19 protein-coding genes are annotated in these 19,961 nt (G+C 43.1%); all 19 read left to right on the top strand.

Going from position 1 to position 19,961, the window contains the following annotated elements:
- Positions 1 to 11: 11 nt before the first annotated feature.
- The 19 genes from G573_RS0107920 (at position 12) to G573_RS0107820 (ending at position 19,948) form a co-directional block, all read left to right on the top strand.
- A complete protein-coding gene (locus G573_RS0107920; RefSeq protein ID WP_027976224.1) occupies positions 12 to 1,250 on the top strand; it encodes an ABC transporter permease in 1,239 nt (412 codons plus the stop codon).
- A 318-nt stretch (positions 1,251 to 1,568) separates the two neighbouring features.
- Positions 1,569 to 1,844, top strand: coding sequence for a 30S ribosomal protein S16 (rpsP, locus tag G573_RS0107915; protein WP_027976223.1), 276 nt, complete (start codon positions 1,569 to 1,571; stop codon positions 1,842 to 1,844).
- Between the two features lie 11 nt (positions 1,845 to 1,855).
- Positions 1,856 to 2,095 (top strand): KH domain-containing protein, encoded by a 240-nt coding sequence (locus G573_RS0107910; RefSeq protein WP_027976222.1) that lies wholly within the window; start codon positions 1,856 to 1,858, stop codon positions 2,093 to 2,095.
- A 218-nt stretch (positions 2,096 to 2,313) separates the two neighbouring features.
- On the top strand, positions 2,314 to 2,832 hold the full coding sequence (gene rimM / locus G573_RS0107905; protein ID WP_027976221.1) for a ribosome maturation factor RimM: 519 nt from the start codon (positions 2,314 to 2,316) through the stop codon (positions 2,830 to 2,832).
- A complete protein-coding gene (gene trmD, locus G573_RS0107900; RefSeq protein ID WP_027976220.1) occupies positions 2,822 to 3,547 on the top strand; it encodes a tRNA (guanosine(37)-N1)-methyltransferase TrmD in 726 nt (241 codons plus the stop codon). The genes rimM and trmD overlap by 11 nt, the downstream gene beginning before the upstream one ends.
- Before the next feature lie 149 nt (positions 3,548 to 3,696).
- Positions 3,697 to 4,695, top strand: a complete 999-nt coding sequence (locus G573_RS0107890) for an NAD(P)/FAD-dependent oxidoreductase (protein ID WP_027976219.1) — start codon at positions 3,697 to 3,699, stop codon at positions 4,693 to 4,695.
- 295 nt (positions 4,696 to 4,990) lie between these two features.
- Positions 4,991 to 5,734: a DeoR/GlpR family DNA-binding transcription regulator gene (locus tag G573_RS0107885; RefSeq protein ID WP_281168706.1), complete on the top strand. Its 744-nt coding sequence runs from the start codon at positions 4,991 to 4,993 to the stop codon at positions 5,732 to 5,734.
- A complete protein-coding gene (pfkB, locus tag G573_RS0107880; protein WP_027976217.1) occupies positions 5,731 to 6,642 on the top strand; it encodes a 1-phosphofructokinase in 912 nt (303 codons plus the stop codon). Before G573_RS0107885 ends, pfkB begins: the two co-directional genes overlap by 4 nt.
- Entirely contained in the window at positions 6,639 to 8,600 is a 1,962-nt protein-coding gene (locus tag G573_RS0107875; protein WP_027976216.1) for a PTS fructose transporter subunit IIABC, read from the top strand. The genes pfkB and G573_RS0107875 overlap by 4 nt, the downstream gene beginning before the upstream one ends.
- 304 nt (positions 8,601 to 8,904) lie before the next feature.
- Positions 8,905 to 11,142, top strand: a complete 2,238-nt coding sequence (gene metE / locus G573_RS0107870; RefSeq protein ID WP_027976215.1) for a 5-methyltetrahydropteroyltriglutamate--homocysteine S-methyltransferase — start codon at positions 8,905 to 8,907, stop codon at positions 11,140 to 11,142.
- A 16-nt stretch (positions 11,143 to 11,158) separates the two neighbouring features.
- Positions 11,159 to 13,012, top strand: a complete 1,854-nt coding sequence (locus tag G573_RS0107865; protein ID WP_027976214.1) for a bifunctional homocysteine S-methyltransferase/methylenetetrahydrofolate reductase — start codon at positions 11,159 to 11,161, stop codon at positions 13,010 to 13,012.
- 160 nt (positions 13,013 to 13,172) lie between these two features.
- Positions 13,173 to 13,676, top strand: a complete 504-nt coding sequence (locus G573_RS0107855; RefSeq protein WP_027976212.1) for a phosphatase PAP2 family protein — start codon at positions 13,173 to 13,175, stop codon at positions 13,674 to 13,676.
- Positions 13,677 to 13,807: 131 nt separating this feature from the next.
- Positions 13,808 to 14,329 (top strand): hypothetical protein, encoded by a 522-nt coding sequence (locus tag G573_RS0107850; protein ID WP_027976211.1) that lies wholly within the window; start codon positions 13,808 to 13,810, stop codon positions 14,327 to 14,329.
- A gap of 69 nt (positions 14,330 to 14,398) precedes the next feature.
- Positions 14,399 to 14,773: a DUF1149 family protein gene (locus G573_RS0107845; RefSeq protein WP_027976210.1), complete on the top strand. Its 375-nt coding sequence runs from the start codon at positions 14,399 to 14,401 to the stop codon at positions 14,771 to 14,773.
- A gap of 5 nt (positions 14,774 to 14,778) precedes the next feature.
- Complete coding sequence (locus tag G573_RS0107840; protein ID WP_027976209.1) at positions 14,779 to 15,624, top strand: DegV family protein; 846 nt, start codon at positions 14,779 to 14,781, stop codon at positions 15,622 to 15,624.
- 11 nt (positions 15,625 to 15,635) lie between these two features.
- Positions 15,636 to 16,403 carry a 4-hydroxy-tetrahydrodipicolinate reductase gene (gene dapB, locus G573_RS0107835; RefSeq protein ID WP_027976208.1) on the top strand — a complete coding sequence of 256 codons (768 nt, stop codon included), beginning with the start codon at positions 15,636 to 15,638 and terminating at the stop codon, positions 16,401 to 16,403.
- On the top strand, positions 16,400 to 17,611 hold the full coding sequence (locus G573_RS0107830; RefSeq protein ID WP_027976207.1) for a CCA tRNA nucleotidyltransferase: 1,212 nt from the start codon (positions 16,400 to 16,402) through the stop codon (positions 17,609 to 17,611). Before dapB ends, G573_RS0107830 begins: the two co-directional genes overlap by 4 nt.
- Positions 17,604 to 19,472, top strand: coding sequence for an ABC-F family ATP-binding cassette domain-containing protein (locus G573_RS0107825; protein ID WP_027976206.1), 1,869 nt, complete (start codon positions 17,604 to 17,606; stop codon positions 19,470 to 19,472). The genes G573_RS0107830 and G573_RS0107825 overlap by 8 nt, the downstream gene beginning before the upstream one ends.
- Positions 19,472 to 19,948 carry a GNAT family N-acetyltransferase gene (locus G573_RS0107820; protein WP_027976205.1) on the top strand — a complete coding sequence of 159 codons (477 nt, stop codon included), beginning with the start codon at positions 19,472 to 19,474 and terminating at the stop codon, positions 19,946 to 19,948. Before G573_RS0107825 ends, G573_RS0107820 begins: the two co-directional genes overlap by 1 nt.
- Positions 19,949 to 19,961 lie beyond the last annotated feature (13 nt).

Raw genomic sequence — 19,961 nt, 5'->3', positions numbered from 1 at the left:
GGAGGAAATTTATGCAAAATTGGAAATTTGCCCTTAGTTCAATTATGGGGCACAAGATGCGCTCTTTTCTGACGATGCTGGGCGTAATCATCGGAGTGACAGCTGTCTCTGTTATTATGGCCATGGGAACAGGAATGCGCCATTATATTACAGATCAAGCGACTAAATACCAGCACGATGTCGAAATTTACTATGCGTCAAATGATGAGGATGCGGTGGAGCAGTATTACAGCTCAGACCAATCGCAAAAAGATGCACCTAAAATTAAGGACGAGTGGCTGCAAACTATCGTAAAAGAAGTAGATGGTATTAGTAATTATTATGTGACTAACACAACTTCAAGTGATGTTCTCTATCAAAATAAAAAAGGGAAGCGGGTTACTCTGACCGGCGTCAGTCAAAACTATTTTGATGTCAAGGGTTATAAAGTCGTAGCCGGCCGTCAGCTCAATACCAGTGACTACACCAACTTTTCACGTTTTATCATGATTGATGAAATGCTGGCAGCTAAGCTGTTTTCCAGCCCTGACGATGCTCTAAATAGGATTATTGAAGTTGGGGATAAAAAATACCGTGTTGTCGGAGTTTACAAGGATCCGGATGCAGGTTCATCCATGTATAGCATGAATTCAGACGGCAATGCGATTTTAACCAACGGTCAGCTGGCTTCTGAATTTGGTGTCGATGACATCAGCAACATTTATGTTCATGTTCCTGATGCCAGTGTTTCTTCAAAAGTTGGAAAAGAAGCAGCGAAACGTTTGACCAAGCTTTCTAATGCATCTGATGGCCGCTATACGATGTTTGATATCAGTAAAGAGTTGGAAAGCGCTCAGTCGCAAATTACTGCTATTACAACCTTTATAGGTATTATCGGCGGAACATCGCTCTTAGTTGGGGGTATCGGTGTCATGAACATTATGCTGGTATCGGTAACAGAGCGTACTAGAGAAATCGGACTGCGTAAGGCCTTGGGAGCTACCCGCCGTAATATTTTGACACAGTTCTTGATTGAATCTATCGTACTGACCCTAATCGGAGGCTTCATAGGTTTGGTCTGCGCCTATGGTTTGACCAATGTTCTGGGAAATTCAGAAGGAATAGTCAATGCCATCGGCAAGCCTGTTATTTCACTCAATACTGTCTTGGTCAGCATTGCCTTTTCAGTCTTTATCGGCGCCGTCTTTGGTATTTTACCGGCCAATAAGGCAAGTAAACTGGATCCGATTGAAGCTCTGAGATATGAATAATAGTAAAAGGATTTGGAACAGCTGTTCCAAGTCTTTTGTAATTAGAAATGCATTGCAGCAGCTCTATTGTCAGAGGAAACCGCTGACTGATGTTATCAATGATGATGCTTTAAGGCTTAGGCTGCTTTAGGCAGCCTAAGAATACTATTTTGGATAGTGAAGGATATGCTGTTCTTGGTCTAATAAAGCAAAGGTCAAAAACAGTTATCTCTGTCAAGGAAAAAACTTGACAGAGATTTTTTTTCTGCTATAATAATTAATATAGTTCATAGCTGAGCTATGTTCAAAAAATAAAAAAAGAAAAGAGACTAGTCAAAAATGGCAGTAAAAATTCGTTTAACCCGTATGGGCTCTAAGAAAAAACCTTTCTATCGTATTAATGTTGCAGACTCACGCGCACCGCGCGATGGCCGCTTCATCGAAACTGTTGGAACTTACAACCCGCTTGTAGATGAAAATCAAGTGACTCTTAAAGAAGACCGTATTCTTGAATGGTTGGGTAATGGTGCACAGCCATCAGATACAGTTCGCAACATCCTTTCAAAAGCCGGAATCATGAAAAAATTCCACGAAGCTAAGTATTCAAAGAAATAAAGTAATTGCCTATGGACACGATTGAAAATCTGATTATCGCTATTGTGAAGCCTTTGATTTCACAGCCAGATAATTTTACTATAAAAATTGAAGATACACCTGAGTTTTTAGAGTATCATCTTGATTTAGATTCAAGTGATATTGGCCGAATTATCGGTAAAAAAGGTCGCACTATTACAGCGATAAGATCGATTGTCTATTCGGTTCCAACTCAAGGTAAAAAAGTTCGTCTTATTATTGATGAAAAGTAGTGGCTCAGGCCACTTTTCTTATTTTATCTCCGATAATAGCAAAGCTTATCAAAAAATAAAAGATAAAATTGCATTTTATCAGCAGCGGAAATAGAAGTTGTTTCTAGGGCGTTTGCAAAAAGAATCTTTTTTAAGTCTTGCTTGATAATTACTGCCATTTTCTGTAAATTTTTGCAGGCAGAAAAGGTCAGTGACTAAAAAACGTTAAAAGGACAGTTATGAATTATTTTAATGTCGGGAAAATTGTCAATACACAAGGGCTTCAGGGTGAGGTTCGTGTGCTGTCTGTGACTGATTTTGCCCAGGAGCGCTTTAAAAAGGGGGCTCGCTTGGCTTTATTTGATAAAAAGGGAAACTTTGTCACAGATTTGGAAGTAGCCAGCCATCGTAAGCACAAGAATTTTGATATTGTTAAATTCAAGGGTTTTTACCATATCAATGATGTCGAAAAATATCGCGATTATACGCTCAAAGTAGCTGAGGAAGATCTGACAGAACTGGACGAAGGGGAATTCTACTATCACGAGATCATCGGTCTTGATGTTTATGAAGATGATATGTTAATCGGTCAGATCAAGGAAATTCTGCAGCCCGGTGCTAACGATGTCTGGGTTATTAAGCGCAAAGGAAAACGTGACTTGCTGCTGCCGTACATCCCATCAGTTATTCTAAAGGTGGATCCTGCAAATAAGCGTGTTGATGTTCACGTGTTGGAAGGTCTGGACGATGAAAATTGATATTTTAACCCTTTTCCCGGAAATGTTTGCGCCGCTTGAGCATTCAATTGTGGGCAAAGCGCGTGAGAAGGGCATTATTGATATAAATTATCATAATTTTCGAGAAAATGCTGAAAAAGCGCGCCATGTGGATGATGAGCCCTATGGCGGAGGGCAGGGAATGCTTTTGCGGGCTCAGCCCATTTTTGATGCCATGGATGCACTTGAGCTTAATAAGCCGCGGGTTCTGCTTTTAGATCCGGCTGGGCGCCGTTTTGATCAAGGCTATGCCGAGGAATTGTCGCAAGAAGAAGAATTGGTCTTTATCTGCGGCCATTATGAGGGATATGACGAACGCATCAAAAGCTTAGTGACTGATGAAGTATCTCTGGGGGATTTTGTCCTGACAGGCGGTGAGCTGGCTGCTATGACCATTATTGATGCAACGGTTCGTCTGATTCCTGAGGTTATTGGTAAGGAAGCCAGCCATCAGGATGACAGCTTTTCGTCGGGACTTTTAGAATATCCGCAGTATACTCGTCCCTATGAGTATCGCGGAATGAAGGTGCCCGATGTTTTAATGAGCGGCCATCACGAAAACATTCGCCGCTGGCGCTTGGAGCAGAGCCTGAAAAAAACGTATGAAAAGCGGCCTGATTTGCTGGCCAATCGTGAATTGACTGATGAAGAAAAGCAGCTTTTAGAAAAGATAAAAGGGGCGGGATTTGAGTCCTAGCCTCTTCATTATTGTACTTGAAGCCAAAAAACCTGCAAGAATTTGGAAACAAGTCATAAAGAATATAGTCTTTTTTAAAAGTAGGTATCATTTTACGCGTTTTTGGCGGCAATTGTGCTATAATGGAACTAATTTTGTAGGAGGGAAAAATGACATCTGAAAAAGATATTTATGATATAACGGTTATCGGCGGCGGCCCCGTCGGTCTTTTTGCGGCCTTTTATGCTGGTTTGCGCGATGTGCGGGTTAAGATTATTGAAAGCTTGTCTGAACTGGGCGGCCAGCCTGCTGTCTTGTATCCGGAAAAAATTATTTACGATATTCCCGGTTTTCCCGCAGTTACGGGAGCCGATCTGGTAGACAGTCTCATTGAGCAGATAGGACGTTTTAAAGATAAAACCAGCATTTGCCTAAAAGAAGAAGTTAAGACGTTTGAAAAAGAAGGCGATATGTTTACCATTGAGACTAACAAAGGACAGCATTTTTCGAAAGCTATTATTATCGCTTGCGGAAACGGTGCTTTTGCGCCGCGGCAGCTTGGTCTGGAAAATGAAGATCGCTATGCCGATCATAATATAGTTTACAATGTTCATAAATTAGACCGATTTGCTGGTAAAAAAGTTGTCATCTGCGGCGGCGGCGATTCTGCTGTTGACTGGGCCAACGCCTTGGATAAAATTGCTGAGAGTGTTACTCTGGTACACCGCCGTGATGCCTTTCGTGCCCACGAACACAGTGTAGAAGTTTTGAAATCCTCCAATGTCAATATCGTGACACCTTATGTTCCTCTGGAACTTAAAGGAGACGGAGAAAAGGTTCAAAGCCTTGTTATTCAAAAAGTAAAATCAGATGAGACGCAGGAACTTATGCTTGATGATCTTATTGTCAGCTTTGGTTTCTCAACGTCCAACAAGAATCTTAAAAACTGGAATCTTGACCACAAACGCTCCAGCATTAATGTGTCGCCGGTTTTTCAAACCAGTCAGGAAGGTGTTTATGCTATTGGAGATGCTGCCCAGTATGATGGCAAGGTGGATTTGATTGCGACTGGTTTTGGTGAAGCTCCGACAGCAGTAAATCAGGCTATCCACTACATTTATCCTGAGCGTGATAACCGCGTAGTTCATTCAACGTCATTGATCAAATAACAGTCGGACGAAGACTGCCTTTCACGAAAAGGCAAACGGAAGCCGTTAACCGATCTAAACAGCTGTAAGCTTTCCTCATACGCCCGGATAACAGGGGGACAAGAGGAGCTTACAGCTCACAAAATAGTTTAGGTAAAAAAAGCTGATCTTTTGGATAGCACAGAAGGTCAGTTTTTTGCTTACTTTTATGATTTTTTGTTACTTTTTGAAAGAAATTGGGAGAAATTGCTTGACAGTTATTCTGTGGGAGTATATAATAACAAGTGTAAACGATTTCAACAGGAGGTGAGGTCATATCTTAAAATCTGAACGTAAGCAGATTATCATGGAAAAGCTGTCGCAGGAAAATTTTGTAACCTTGGAATTTCTTGTTAGTATTCTTGATACTTCTGAATCAACCGTTCGCAGAGATTTAGATGAATTAGCAAGTGAGAAGAAGCTTCACCGTGTTCATGGCGGAGCTGAAAAGAACCATCCCTTACAAGAGGAAGAAACGATTCTGCAAAAATCTATCAAAAACGTTCAAGCCAAGCAGGCCATTGTCCAAAAAGCAGCTGAAATGATTTCGGCCGGTGATGTCATCTTTATTGATGCCGGAACAACAACTGAACTGCTCTTAGACATGCTGCAGCAGGAAGGGCTGACTGTGGTGACAAATTCTATTCACCATGCAGCAAAATTGGTGGAAAAAGACATCAATACTCTGGTTATCGGCGGCTATGTCAAAAATTCAACAGATGCCAGTGTCGGTCAGTTTGCTATCAACCAGCTCAGTCAGCTGAATTTTGACAAGGCTTTTATCGGCATGAATGGTGTTGACTTGCATTTCTTGACAACTCCTGATACAGAAGAAGCAGCTATCAAAAAGACAGTTATTGACAATGCTCAGACGACCTATGCTTTAGTAGATGCTTCAAAAATGGGACAGACCTCATTTGTTAAAGTGGCTCGGCTGGAAACAGTGACGATTATCACTAATAAATCGGACAGCCGTATGTTAAAAGAAACGAAGAAAAAAACGAAGGTGATTGAAGTATGATTTATACTGTAACTCTCAATCCTTCAATTGATTTTATCGTCCGCATTGATACTGTAGAAATTGGCAGTGTCAATCGTATGGACAGTGATGATAAATTCGTCGGAGGAAAAGGGATTAATGTCAGCCGTATCTTGCAGCGCTTGGGACAGGATAATACTGCAACAGGATTCATTGGCGGTTTTACCGGCAGATTTGTTGAAGAAGGCTTGATTGCTGAAGGCATAAAAACTGATTTTGTTCATGTTGATCAGGACACACGAATCAATGTTAAAATCAAGGCTGATGAGGAAACCGAGATTAATGGAACAGGTCCGGTCATAAGCGAGGAGCAGGTAGAAGCCTTAGAAGCTGTTTTAAGCCGGCTTTCCGCAGAAGATACCGTGGTGTTTGCCGGAAGCGCTCCTACTAATCTGGGCAATCAAATCTACAAACGCTTGATTCCGCTTGTCAGACAGACAGGTGCACAAATCGTGTGTGATTTTGAGGGACAAACCTTGCTGGATGCTCTTGCTTATCAGCCTCTCTTGGTGAAACCTAACAATCATGAGCTGGAAGCCATTTTCAATGTCAGTCTGCAAGGATTGGATGACATTGAAAAGTATGCACGTGAAATTTTGGCCAAGGGAGCGCAAAATGTTATCATCTCGATGGCAGGTGACGGCGCTTTATTGGTAACACCAGATGCAGCTTATTTTGCTAAGCCAATCAAAGGACAAATCAAAAATTCTGTCGGTGCCGGGGATTCCATGGTTGCCGGCTTTACGGGCGAATTTGTCAAGACAGCCGACCCGGTAGAAGCTCTCAAATGGGGCGTTGCCTGCGGCACAGCAACAGCTTTTTCAGATGATTTAGCTAGTATTGAGTTAATAAAAGAAACTTACAAAAAAGTAGAGGTAGAAAAAAGATGAAAATTCAGGACTTACTGAACAAAGACGTGATGTTGCTTGATCTGCAGGCAACCACCAAGGAAGCCGTTATTGATGAAATGGTTTCAAAACTGACCGAAAAAGGTATTGTTACCGATTTTGATACCTTTAAAGCCGGTATCATGAACCGCGAAGCTCAGACTTCGACAGGCCTTGGTGATGGGATTGCCATGCCTCACAGCAAGAATGCAGCTGTTAAGGAAGCAACGGTTCTCTTTGCTAAGTCAAATAAGGGCGTTGATTATGAAGCGCTTGACGGTGCACCGGTTGATCTTTTCTTTATGATTGCTGCACCAGATGGTGCCAATGACACCCACTTAGCAGCCTTGGCTGAACTGTCTCAATATCTGTTAAAAGATGGATTTGCAGATAAATTGCGCCAAGTAAGCACTCCTGATGATGTTATTGCTCTCTTTAACCAAACAGAAGAAGAAAAGAAAGAAGAAGCACCGGCTGCACCAGCCGCTGACAATCAAGAGTTTATTGTTGCTGTAACAGCTTGTACAACCGGTATTGCTCACACTTATATGGCTGAAGAAGCCCTTAAAAAGCAAGCTGCTGAAATGGGTGTTGGGATTAAGGTCGAAACAAATGGTGCCTCTGGTATCGGCAATAAATTGACTGCTGATGACATTAAGCGTGCTAAGGGCGTTATCGTTGCTGCGGATAAGGCAGTTGAAATGGATCGTTTTGACGGTAAGCCTTTAATTTCTCGGCCAGTTGCAGAAGGTATTAAAAAGCCGGAAGAGTTAATCAATGCCATTCTTAATGACAAGGCTGATACTTATACAGCAGCTGACAGTCCTTCCGGCAGCAGCCAAGCTGCAGAAAGTGAAAAAGCCGGACTCGGCGGTGCTTTCTACAAGCACTTGATGAGCGGTGTTTCACAGATGCTGCCGTTTGTTATCGGAGGCGGTATCGCTATTGCCCTTGCTTTCTTGATTGATAATTTGATGGGAGTACCTAAGGATCAATTGTCTAACCTAGGTTCTTACCATGAAGTCGCATCACTTTTCAAGAATGTCGGTAATGCAGCTTTTGAATTTATGCTTCCAGTTTTAGCTGGTTATATTGCCTACTCTATTGCAGAAAAACCTGGTCTGGTTGCCGGTTTCGTTGCAGGATTTATTGCTAAATCCGGTCTGGCTTTCGGTAAAGTACCATTTGCCAGCGGCGGTAAAGAAAGCCTGGCTCTGGTAGGTATTCCTTCCGGTTTCTTAGGTGCTCTTGTCGGCGGTTTTCTTGCTGGTGGGGTTATCCTGCTTCTTAAGAAACTCTTGACTGGGCTTCCACGCTCACTTGAAGGGGTTAAATCGATTCTCCTTTATCCTTTGCTTGGTGTTTTGGTAACCGGCTTCCTGATGCTCTTTGTCAATATTCCAATGGCCAGCATCAATACAGCTTTGAATTCCTTCCTTGAAAACCTCTCAGGCAGCTCAGCTGTTTTGATGGGACTCTTAGTTGGCGGAATGATGGCTGTTGATATGGGCGGTCCTGTGAACAAAGCGGCTTACGTTTTTGGTACAGGTACGCTGGCTGCGACTGTTTCTTCAGGTGGTTCTGTAGTCATGGCATCTGTTATGGCTGGAGGTATGGTACCGCCGCTTGCAGTCTTTGTTGCGACATTGCTTTTCAAAGATAAATTTACGAAAGAAGAACGTGATTCTGGTTTGACTAACATTGTTATGGGATTGTCTTTCATCACTGAAGGTGCCATTCCATTCGGTGCAGCTGACCCTGCACGTGCCATTCCAAGTTTCATCGTTGGTTCAGCCCTTACAGGTGCTTTGGTTGGTCTGTCAGGTATTAAATTGATGGCCCCTCACGGCGGAATCTTCGTTATCGCTTTAACCAGCAATGCTTTGCTCTATCTGCTCTATATCCTTATTGGAGCTGTGGTTTCAGGTATCCTCTTTGGTATGCTGCGCAAGGCAAAATAAGAGCCTTAATTGCTCTGTCAAATTCTAAAAAGAATGAACCGGACTTTGTTCCGGTTTTTTCTATGGCAATCTAAAGTTTTTGGGCAGCAGCAGATTTGTGTTCTTTTTGTTATAGCTAATAACTATAACAGTCCCTTAATGTATAGTTTCAAACTATATAAAAGCATAAAAAGCTAGAAACCTATAAAGTATTGATTTGAAAGAGATTATTTAGTATGATTTTAATCAAAATAAAAAAATAGGGTATAGTTATGAGATGAAAGATCTAGGCAGATCTAACCTCAAAACTATAGGGGAGGGTTATATGACAAAAGTTTCTAGTTTAGGTTATCCGCGGTTAGGCGAAAATCGTGAGTGGAAAAAGCTGATTGAATCTTACTGGTCCAAGAAAATTAGCCAGCAAGAGCTGCTTGCAGGTGCAAAAGCACTGCGCAGAGATTTTTTGAAAAAGCAGTTAGCTGCAGGTTTAGACTTAATTCCGGTCGGTGATTTTTCGCTTTACGATCAGATTTTGGACTTATCTGTGCAGTTCAATATCATTCCTAAACGTTTTGCTAAAGAAGCAGCAGATATTGATTTATATTTTTCGATTGCTCGGGGCAACAAAGAAAATGTCGCTTCTTCGATGAAAAAATGGTTTAATACCAACTATCACTACATTGTTCCCGAGTGGACAAAACAGCGTCCCAAACTTAATAACAAGCGGCTTTTGGAGCTTTATTTGGAAGCAAGAGAGATCGTAGGGGACAAAGCTAAACCTGTCATCACAGGGCCAATCACCTATGTGGCACTCTCGTCAGGTGTTGAGGATTTTACTGCTGCTGTAAAAAGCCTCCTGCCGCTTTATAAACAAGTTTTCAAGGAATTGGCTGATGCGGGAGCTGTTTATATTCAGGTTGATGAACCTATCTTTGTGACTGATGAGGGGGCTGATTATCTGGAAGCAGCAAAGGCTGTTTACAGCTGTTTTGCTAAGGAGATTCCGCAGGTTAAGTTTATTTTCCAGACTTATTTTGAGGCTTTGATTGATGCTGAAAGCTTATCTCAGCTTCCTGTTGCTGCTTTCGGACTGGATTTTGTTCATGGTTTGGAAGAAAATCTTGCCGCTTTGACATCAGGACTTTTCAAAGATAAGGAAATCTTTGCGGGTGTGATTGACGGCCGTAATATCTGGAGTTCTGATTTTGTGAAGACTGCCGAACTCTTAAAGACAATCAAAGAAAATGCTGCTGAGGTAACTGTACAGCCTTCTTGTTCGCTTTTGCATGTGCCTGTTACTGCTAAAAATGAGACAGATTTGGAAGCTGTTTTGCTGAATGGTCTGGCCTTTGCTGACGAAAAATTGCAGGAAGTCAGACTGCTGGCAGAAAAACTGGACGGCCGAGAAACTCCCGCTTATCAAGAGCATATCGCTCATTTTGAAGCACTTCAGGCTGCCGATTTTAGAAATGTTGAATTGGAAAATGCGGAGCAAGCGGCAACTAAACGCGCCAGCGGTTTTGAAAAGAGGAGAGAGCTGCAGCAGAAAAAGCTACAGTTACCGCTTTTGCCAACGACAACAATCGGTTCTTTTCCGCAATCGCAGGAAATCAGACGGACACGCTTAGCTTGGAAACACAGAAACATCAGCGATGAAGAGTATCAGGACTTTATAAACAGTGAAATTAAACGCTGGATTGAGATTCAGGAAGATTTGGATCTTGATGTTTTAGTCCATGGCGAATTTGAGCGGGTTGATATGGTCGAATTCTTTGGTCAACAGCTGGCTGGCTTTGCTACGACGAAGCTTGGCTGGGTCCAATCTTACGGTTCTCGGGCTGTGAAACCACCTATTATTTACGGGGATGTGCAGCACATTAAACCCTTGACTGTCCGTGAAACGGTTTATGCGCAGAGTCTGACTGACCGGCCGGTCAAAGGTATGCTGACAGGCCCAATCACGATTACCAACTGGTCTTTTGAACGCACAGATATTCCGCGCAGACAGCTCTTTGATCAGATTGGTCTCGCTATCAAAGATGAAATCAAGCTTCTGGAAGATGCCGGTATTGCTATCATCCAAGTTGACGAAGCTGCCCTTCGTGAGGGACTGCCGCTGCGCAAGGCTAAACAAAAGGCCTATCTTGACGATGCCGTTCGTGCCTTTCACATCGCCACCTCTTCTGTAAAAGATGAAACGCAGATCCACACGCACATGTGTTATTCTAAATTTGATGAAATCATTGATTCTATCCGGGCTCTTGATGCGGATGTGATTTCCATTGAAACCAGCCGCAGTCATGGCGATATTATCGAATCCTTTGAGACAGCGGTCTATCCGCTGGGAATAGGCTTAGGCGTTTACGATATCCACTCTCCGCGCGTGCCGACTAAAGAAGAAGTTGTTGCCAATATTGAAAGACCTCTGCACAAACTGTCTCCTAAGCAGTTTTGGGTCAATCCTGACTGTGGGCTGAAAACCCGCCAAGAACCTGAAACGATTGCTGCTCTTAAAGTTTTAGTCGCAGCAACCAAGGAAGTTCGCAGAAAACTGGGAAATTAAGTTAAGGAGAGTGTCCATGTCCAAATTGCTAGATAAACTAAAAACCGATATTTTAGTAGCTGATGGTGCTATGGGAACCCTTCTTTATGCTGATGGTTTGGAATCCTGTCATGACTATTATAATATCAGCCACCCAGAACGTATTTCAGCCATTCATAAGGCCTATATTGATGCCGGTGCTGATATCATCCAGACCAATACTTATGGAGCAAAGCGCCACCGTCTTAAAACTTTTGGCTATGACAATGATGTTAAGCTAATCAATCAAAAAGCGGTTGAGATCGCTCGTCAGGCTGCCGGAGAAAGTGTCTTTGTTCTGGGAACGATAGGAGCTTCACGGGGGCTGAAACAGTGCGATCTTAATCTGGAAGACATTGTCGAAGAGACCGTTGAGCAGGCTCAGGCGCTTTTAGAAACCGGGCAGCTGGACGGTTTGCTGCTTGAAACTTATTATGACAGGGAAGAGTTAGAGGCTGTCGTGAAAGCGATAAGGCCGCTGACTGATTTGCCCTTGATAACCAATATGGCACTTCATGAAGCAGGCATCACAGAAGATGGCCGGCCCTTAGTGGAAGCCCTCAGTCATTTGGTAATGCTGGGTGCAGATATTGTCGGGCTGAACTGCCATCTGGGACCTTATCACATGATTCAGTCTTTTAAGCAGGTCCCCCTTTTTGCACAAAGCTATCTGTCTGCTTATCCTAATGCCAGCCTTTTAACATTTGCCAGTGACAATGAAAAAGGACAGTATCGCTTCAGCCAGAATGCTGACTATTTTGAATACTGTGCTCGGCTTTTTGTGGAAGAAGGCGTGCGCTTGATCGGCGGCTGCTGCGGGACAACACCAGACCATGTGAGGGCGATTAAACGCGGTATCCGGAATTTAAAGCCGGTCGAACGTAAGGTTATTACTCCTTTGATTACAGAGCAAGAGCTCATTGATGAAATCAGCAAAAAAGAAACGCTGGCAGATAAGGCAAAAAAAGAAGTCACGATCATTGCAGAGATTGACCCTCCTAAGACTTTAGCTATTGATAAATTTATTGAAGGAGTTAAAGCCTTGGATAAAAAGAATATTGCTGCTATCACTTTGGCAGATAATTCTCTGGCTAAAACCCGTATTTGCAATCTCAGTCTGGCATCTCTATTAAAAGATGATATGACAACACCCTTTTTACTTCATATTGCCTGCCGGGATCATAATATGATTGGCTTGCAGTCACGTCTTTTGGGAATGGATGTGCTGGGATTTGACCACGTTCTTGCGATTACGGGAGACCCTTCAAAAATTGGTGATTTTCCCGGAGCGACCAGTGTTTACGATGCCACCAGTTTTAAATTACTGTCTTTGATTAAGCAATTGAATCAAGGCAAAGGCTATAGCGGAGCCAGCTTAAAAAGGGCAACCCATTTTACAGCGGCAGCAGCTTTTAATCCCAATGTTCGTCAGCTCGAAAAAAGCAGCCGTCTGATTGAGCGTAAAATCAAAGCAGGAGCTGATTATTTTATTACACAGCCGATTTTTAATAAAGAAATCATCCAGCAGCTGGGCGATTTGACAAAGGCTTATGATCAGCCCTTTTTCATTGGCATTATGCCGATAACGTCTTATAACAATGCTGTTTTTCTGCACAACGAAGTTCCGGGAATCCATTTGCCGGAAGCCTTTCTGGAAAAACTAAAGGCTGTTAAGGACGACAAAGAGGCCTGTCAGGCAGTTGCACTGGCAGAAAGCAAGAAATTGATCGATCAGGCTTTAAACTACTTTAATGGAATCTATCTGATTACACCTTTTTTACGTTATGATTTGACCTTGGATTTAATTGATTATATTCAAAAACAGACAGCTGTTATCAAAAAGAGAGCCTAATCGCTCTTTTTTTGTTTGATGCAGGTCTGCTTAATTTTGTTTTCTTTGCTGCTGCTTTTGAGCTGGCTGCTGATGCATTTGAATAGAAATGCTATAATAGATTTAAACTGAAAAAAGTCAGCGGCAAATTTCCGGTATTTCTTAGAAAAGTAGATGACAGATGAAAAATTATGCAGCTTTTTATGAAAGTCTGACGGAACCAATCCGAACAAGACCTCAGCTTATCCGACTGATCAAATGGACAAATATTCTGATTACCAGACTAATGCCTGTTTTTTATTTGGCTTTGTTGGCTTATCTTTTTTGGTCTCAAAAAAAGATAGGGGTCTTGGCACCTTATATCATCATTCCGGGAATAGCTTTTGTTTTGCTGTCACTGGCAAGAAAGATACTTAACAGTCCCAGACCTTATGAGGCTTGGGCAATTCAGCCTTTGATTATAAAGAAGTCAAAGGGACAGTCTATGCCCAGCCGCCATGTTTTTTCGGCAACGGTTATCAGTGTCTGCATCCTGCACGAAAATCTTTTCTTGGGTCTGCTTTTGCTTTTGCTGTCTGCTTTACTGGCCCTGTGCCGAGTTTTAGGCGGTGTTCACTATCCCAAAGATGTTATTATCGGCTACCTCATTGGCCTTGCGGCTGGCAGTCTGCTGTTTTGGAGCTGACAGGTTTGATTATTCTGATTAAGGTTTAAGCAATAGCTGCGCTTCAAGCGGCTAAAAGAGCGGGACTGATAAAATCAATTTCTAAAGCAGAATTGATTTTGGTCCTGCTCTTTTTTTGTTACAATAGAAGCATGAAAAATTTTAATCAAGTCTATGCTAATCATGCTGAGCTGCCTTATTTTGCGCCGCAGTATCAGGAGGAGCTCCTAAAAAAGCCTGTCCCTAAACGAAATATGGTACGCACAGCAGAAGGTCTGCTGCCCGGCCATATTATCATGCTCTGGCGGATCAGCTTTGGCACCTATACCAATCAGTCTTCTCACCATAAGTATTTTTATACCAGCTATGGCATTGACGCTCAAAAAGAATTAGATTGGCTTCTTCAGGGAAACTATGTCAGGCTGAATACAGCTTTTGAGTCTCTCAAGCACTTGGCTATGCCAAAACTAAAAGAATTTTTACAGCTGCAGCATGTCAAGGGCCTGTCTAAAATGAAACGCCGCGATGTGGAGGAAGCTCTGGCCAAGGTTTATTCCAATGAGGAACTGGAAAGACTGTTTGACCTTCGAGGTTATCAAATCACAGACAAAGGAAAGGCTGTTTTGGAACGGTATCCGGACATCGTTGCTAAGCATCCGCAAAAGAAATTCTGATAAGGGATTTCTTTAATTTTGTTTTTAAGTGTGCTATAATGAAAAGTAATGTGAAACAAGGAGAAAACAATGGAAATTGTACGTCAAAAAGAGTTTGTCAACCAGTATCATTACGATGCCAGAAATTTAGAATGGGAGAAAGAAAACGGGACACCGGAAACAGATGTTGAGGTAACTTTCCAATTAGTTGAAAAAAATGAAGAACTGAACGAAACGACAGTTATAGCTGTCTTGCAGTTTATGATTGTGCGCGATGAGTTTGTGCTCAGCGGTGTCTTATCGCAAATGGTCAAAATCAAAGATCGCCTAATCAATCAGCCCAGTGAATTTTCACAGGAAGAAGTTGCGACTTTAGCGGCACCCCTTTTAGATATTTTGAAACGCATGACCTATGAAGTGACTGAAATTGCGCTGGATAGAGAAGGCGTTACACTGGAGTTCTAAAAGAGATGAAACTAGCTGTAATTACAGACTCATCGGTCTACCTTCCGGAAGACTTTGCGTCAAGCGGCAATCTTTTTATCCTTGACATTGAGATTGCAATTGAGGGGAAATCTTATGTTGAAGGCAAGAATCTGACCTTGGATGAGTTTTATGCCAAAATGGCAGCCTCCAAAGAGTTACCAAAGACCAGTCAGCCTAGCTTGGCCGATCTGGATGCATTGCTGACAAAGCTGGAAAAAGACGGCTATACTCATGTTATCGGTCTTTTCCTATCAAGCGGAATCTCAGGATTTCACCAAAATATTCAGTACCTGACTGAGGAATACGCCGGCTTGGACATCGCTTTTCCCGATACCAAAATCACCTCCAGCCCGATGGGATGGATGGTCATGGAAACCCTAAGATGGGGTGAAGAGGGTCTTTCTTTTGAGCAGATTTTAGCCAATCTGAAGGTTATGATTGAAAAGACCAATGCCTTCATTATGGTAGATGACCTCAATCATCTGGTTAAAGGCGGCCGCTTGTCAAACGGCTCGGCTCTTTTGGGCAATCTGCTGAGTATTAAGCCTATTTTGTATTTTACTGATGGCAGGATTGAGGTTTTTGAGAAGGTCAGAACTGAGAAAAAAGCGCTTAAGCGTCTGATTGCGATCTTAGATGATGTCACTGCAGACGGCGATTACATGGCTTATATTATCCATGCAAATGCCATAGACAAGGCCGCAGATTTACAGGAGCGTTTAAGAGCGCATGGCTATACAGACAATTTAGCTATTGTTCCTTTCGACGGCGTCATTGCCACCCATCTGGGAGAAGGAGCGCTTGCGCTTGGAGCTGTACCGATCGTTTAAGGAGAAGAAAAATGAGTATTAAAGTTATTGTTGCAGGTTTTAAGGGAAGAATGGGTTCAACAGCCGTAGATATGGTTAAAGGCGACAGTGAGCTCCAGTTGGCAGCTCTGCTCGATCCTTTTGCCAGCGAAAAAGATTTTGACGGTGTTCCTGTCTTCACGGATAAGGCCGACTTGGTTGGCTTTGATGCCGATGTCTGGGTGGACTTTACCATGCCTAAAGTCGCTTATGAGAACACCCGCTTTGCTTTGGAAAATGGTTTTTGCCCGGTCGTTGGTACAACTGGTTTTACCGAAAAACAGATTGCAGATTTAATAGCTCTGTCGGCGGATCAAAAACTAGGCGGCCTGATTGCGCCTAACTTTGCTATCGGAGCTATTTTACTGATGGAATTTGCAGCTAAAGCGTCTAAATATTTTCCGGATTTGGAAATCATTGAGCTGCACCATGATAAGAAAAAAGATGCTCCAAGCGGAACGGCTGTCAAAACAGCTGAACTCATCCGTGAAGCCCGTACCTATAAAAAACAAGGAGCTGAAGATGAAGAAGAGACACTGGCTGGTGCGCGCGGTGCCGAATTTGACGGTTTTAGAATCCACAGTGTCCGCCTGCCGGGACTTGTTGCCCACCAAGAAGTGATTTTTGGTGCACAGGGTGAGGGGCTGACTCTTCGCCATGACTCTTATGATCGTATTTCGTTCATGAGCGGTGTCAACCTAGGGATTAAAGAAGTGGTGAAACGAGGGCAGCTCGTTTACGGTTTGGAACATTTATTATGAGATTAAAACATCTGCCTTCTGAATTTCAGGAGGCTTTACCAGTATTAGAGAAAATTAAAGCGGCTGGTTTTGAAGCTTATTTTGTCGGCGGGAGTGTGCGCGATGCTTTGCTGGGCCGCCCCATTCACGATGTCGATATTGCCAGCAGCTCTTATCCGGCAGAAACTAAGAAAATTTTCCCGCGAACAGTAGATATTGGCATTGAGCACGGTACTGTATTAGTTTTAGAGAACGGTCATGAGTATGAAGTCACGACCTTTCGGACTGAGGATGTCTATGTGGATTACCGCAGACCCAGTCAGGTGTCTTTCGTGCGCTCTTTGGAAGAAGATTTGAAGCGCCGGGATTTTACCATCAATGCCTTTGCTCTCGATGAGCAGTCCAATGTTATTGATAAATTTAACGGCTTAGAAGATTTAAATCAGAAGCGTCTGCGGGCGGTCGGCAATGCTGCTGAGCGCTTTAATGAAGATGCTCTGCGGATTATGAGAGGCCTGCGATTTGCTGCCAATCTTGATTTTGACATTGAAGAAGAGACTTTTGCTGCCATGAAAGAACATGCGCCCTTATTGGAAAAAATTTCTGTAGAGCGCTCTTTTATTGAGTTTGACAAGCTGCTGCAGGCTCCTTTTTGGCGCAAGGGGATTGCTTACCTGCTTGCCAGTCAGGCTTATAATCACCTGCCTTTGCTGGAGAATTCCGCTGAAAATTGGCAGCGGCTTTTAAGTGATTTACCGGAAGGATTTAGATTTTCGACGTCTGAGCAGGCCTGGGCGGCAGTGCTCTTGTATCTGAATGTTAAAAATTCCAAGTCTTTTTTGAAACAATGGAAGACCGCCAATCATTTTCAAAAAACAGTAGAGAAAATTTTAGCAATCTATGATTTGCGTCAGAAGAGGCAGCCGGATAAGGCCGATGTTTATCGCTACGGTGAGGATTTGATGCTGCTCGTCGAAGAGCTTCGCAAGGCACAAGGTCTTGCTGTTGACGCTGAGCGTATTAGAAGCCTCAACGCCGATCTTACTATTCACGATAAGCATGACATTCTTGTCAAAGGCGGCGATTTGATAGCAGAACTGGGACTTAAGCCGGGTCCGAAACTCGGGAAACTCCTGAATCAAATTGAGCTGCTCATTGTAGCAGGTGATTTGGAAAATAAGCGGGAAGCTATTTTTGATTTTGTCAGAAAGGAACTGGAGCGTGAGTGATTTTTTAGTTGACGGACTGAGCAAAACTGTTGGTGATAAAACAGTCTTTCGGGATATTTCCTTTATTATCCGCGATCTGGACCGCATTGGCATTATCGGTGTCAATGGGACTGGAAAGACTACGCTCTTGGATGTTCTTTCAGGCAGACTGGGTTTTGATGGAGACAGATCGCCCTTTCATAAGAAAAACGGCTACAAGATAGCTTATTTGATGCAGGAACCGCATTTTGATGAAACAAAAACAGTGCTTGATACCGTATTGTCATCAGAACTGCGAGAAATGGAGCTGGTTCGTTCCTATGAAAAGCTGATGGCGGATTATGATGAGGCCAGTCAGGATAAGCTGGAAAAGATCATGGCAGAGATGGATGCTCTGGACGCTTGGAGTATTGAAAGTGAAGTAAAAACAGTCTTGTCTCAGTTAGGTATCCATGACACCAGTCAGCTGGTCAGTCAATTATCCGGAGGGATGCGCCGCCGGGTTCAGCTGGCTCAGGTCTTACTGGCTGAAGCAGATTTATTGCTCTTGGATGAACCGACCAACCATTTGGATATTGATACAATTGCCTGGCTGACGAATTATTTGAAGAGCAGCCGCAGAACTGTGCTGTTTATTACCCATGACCGCTATTTTTTGGATAATGTTGCCACCCGTATTTTTGAATTGGACAGGGCGCATTTGTCAGAATATCAGGGGAATTATCAGGATTACGTCCGCCTTCGCGCTGAGCAGGATGAGCGTGATGCAGCTTCTCTGCATAAAAAACGGCAGCTCTATAAACAGGAACTTGCGTGGATGCGCAGGCAGCCCCAGGCCAGAGCAACAAAGCAGCAGGCTCGGATTAACCGCTTCAAGGATTTAAAAGCTGATGTAAGAGGCAATACTGATACTGCCGATTTGGCTATTAATTTTGAAACCAGCCGTATCGGCAAGAAAGTCATTTCTTTTGAAGATGTTGGTTTTGCCTTTCCGGATAAGCCCATTCTGTCGCATTTCAATCTGCTTATTCAAAATAAAGATCGCATTGGCATTGTCGGTGACAATGGTGTCGGAAAATCAACCCTGCTGAATCTGATTAACGGTGATTTACAGCCGGATTCCGGACAGCTCATTACCGGAGAGACTGTTCGCATCGGTTATTTTTCGCAGCAGATTAAGGGAATGGATGAGAGCAAGCGTCTCATCAATTACTTGCAGGAAGCTGCAGATGAGGTTAAAACGGTTGTAGGAACCAGCAGTGTCACGGATCTGCTGGAGCAATTTCTCTTTCCCAGATCAAGTCACGGAACACTTATTTCCAAGCTGTCAGGCGGTGAAAAAAAGCGGCTTTATCTTCTAAAAATCCTCATTGAAAAGCCCAATGTTTTATTGTTGGATGAACCGACCAATGACCTTGATATTGCTACTTTGACGGTACTTGAAAATTTTCTCGGGCAGTTTGCCGGTCCTGTCATTACAGTCAGCCATGACCGTTATTTTTTGGATAAGGTAGCCAATAAAATTCTGGCTTTTGAGGACGGTGCAATCCGTACATTTTTTGGCAATTACACCGACTATCTGGATGAAAAAGAGTTTGAAAAATCCAGCTCTGCTATGGCACAGAAAAAAGAAAAACCGAAAGCTGAAAAAATCAAGAGCCAAAAGAAACGCATGTCCTACTTTGAAAAGCAGGAATGGGCAGCGATTGAGGATGATATTGCCGCGCTTGAAAAGCGGATCGAAGGCATTGAGAGTGAGATGCAGGAAAATGCCAGCGACTACGGCCAGTTAGCAGCCTTGCAGCGAGACCTTGATGACATGAATAATCAGCTGCTGGAAAAGTACGAGCGCTATGAATACCTGAGTGAGTTGGAGAAATGATGTTAATCAGACCCATAGAGCAAAACGATGATACTGCAGCTGCTCAGCTGATTCGCCATTCTTTGGAAAAAGAAGGCTTGGCTGTTGAAGGCACTGCCTATTTTGATCCTCAGTTAGACAGGCTGAGCGCTCATTATGACGGCTATCCCAGAGCTGCTTATTTTGTTGCAGAGGACAGCCATCATAATATCGTGGGAGTGGGCGGCTTTGCGCCTGTTTCGAAAGAAACAGCGGAGCTGCAAAAACTCTATGTGCATGAGGATCACCGCGGCAAGGGTATCGCCGGCCTTCTAATACGGCATATTTTTCAGGAGGCTAAAAAAGCAGGCTTTGCCAAGATCTACCTTGAAAGTTCACATGTGCTCAAGCAGGCTCTTAGGGTCTATGAGCACTTTGGTTTTGTCAAGTTAAAGGCGCCTCTGTCTTTTGGTGCTTCGCATGATGCCATGGACGTTTGGATGATAAAAGATTTGTAAGAAAAAGGAGAAG

The sequence above is a fragment of the Streptococcus devriesei DSM 19639 genome, assembly GCF_000423725.1.
GTDB classification, from domain to species: Bacteria; Bacillota; Bacilli; order Lactobacillales; family Streptococcaceae; genus Streptococcus; species Streptococcus devriesei.
Note: the sequence above shows the minus strand (reverse complement) of the source record. Positions and strands in the feature narration are given on the sequence as shown.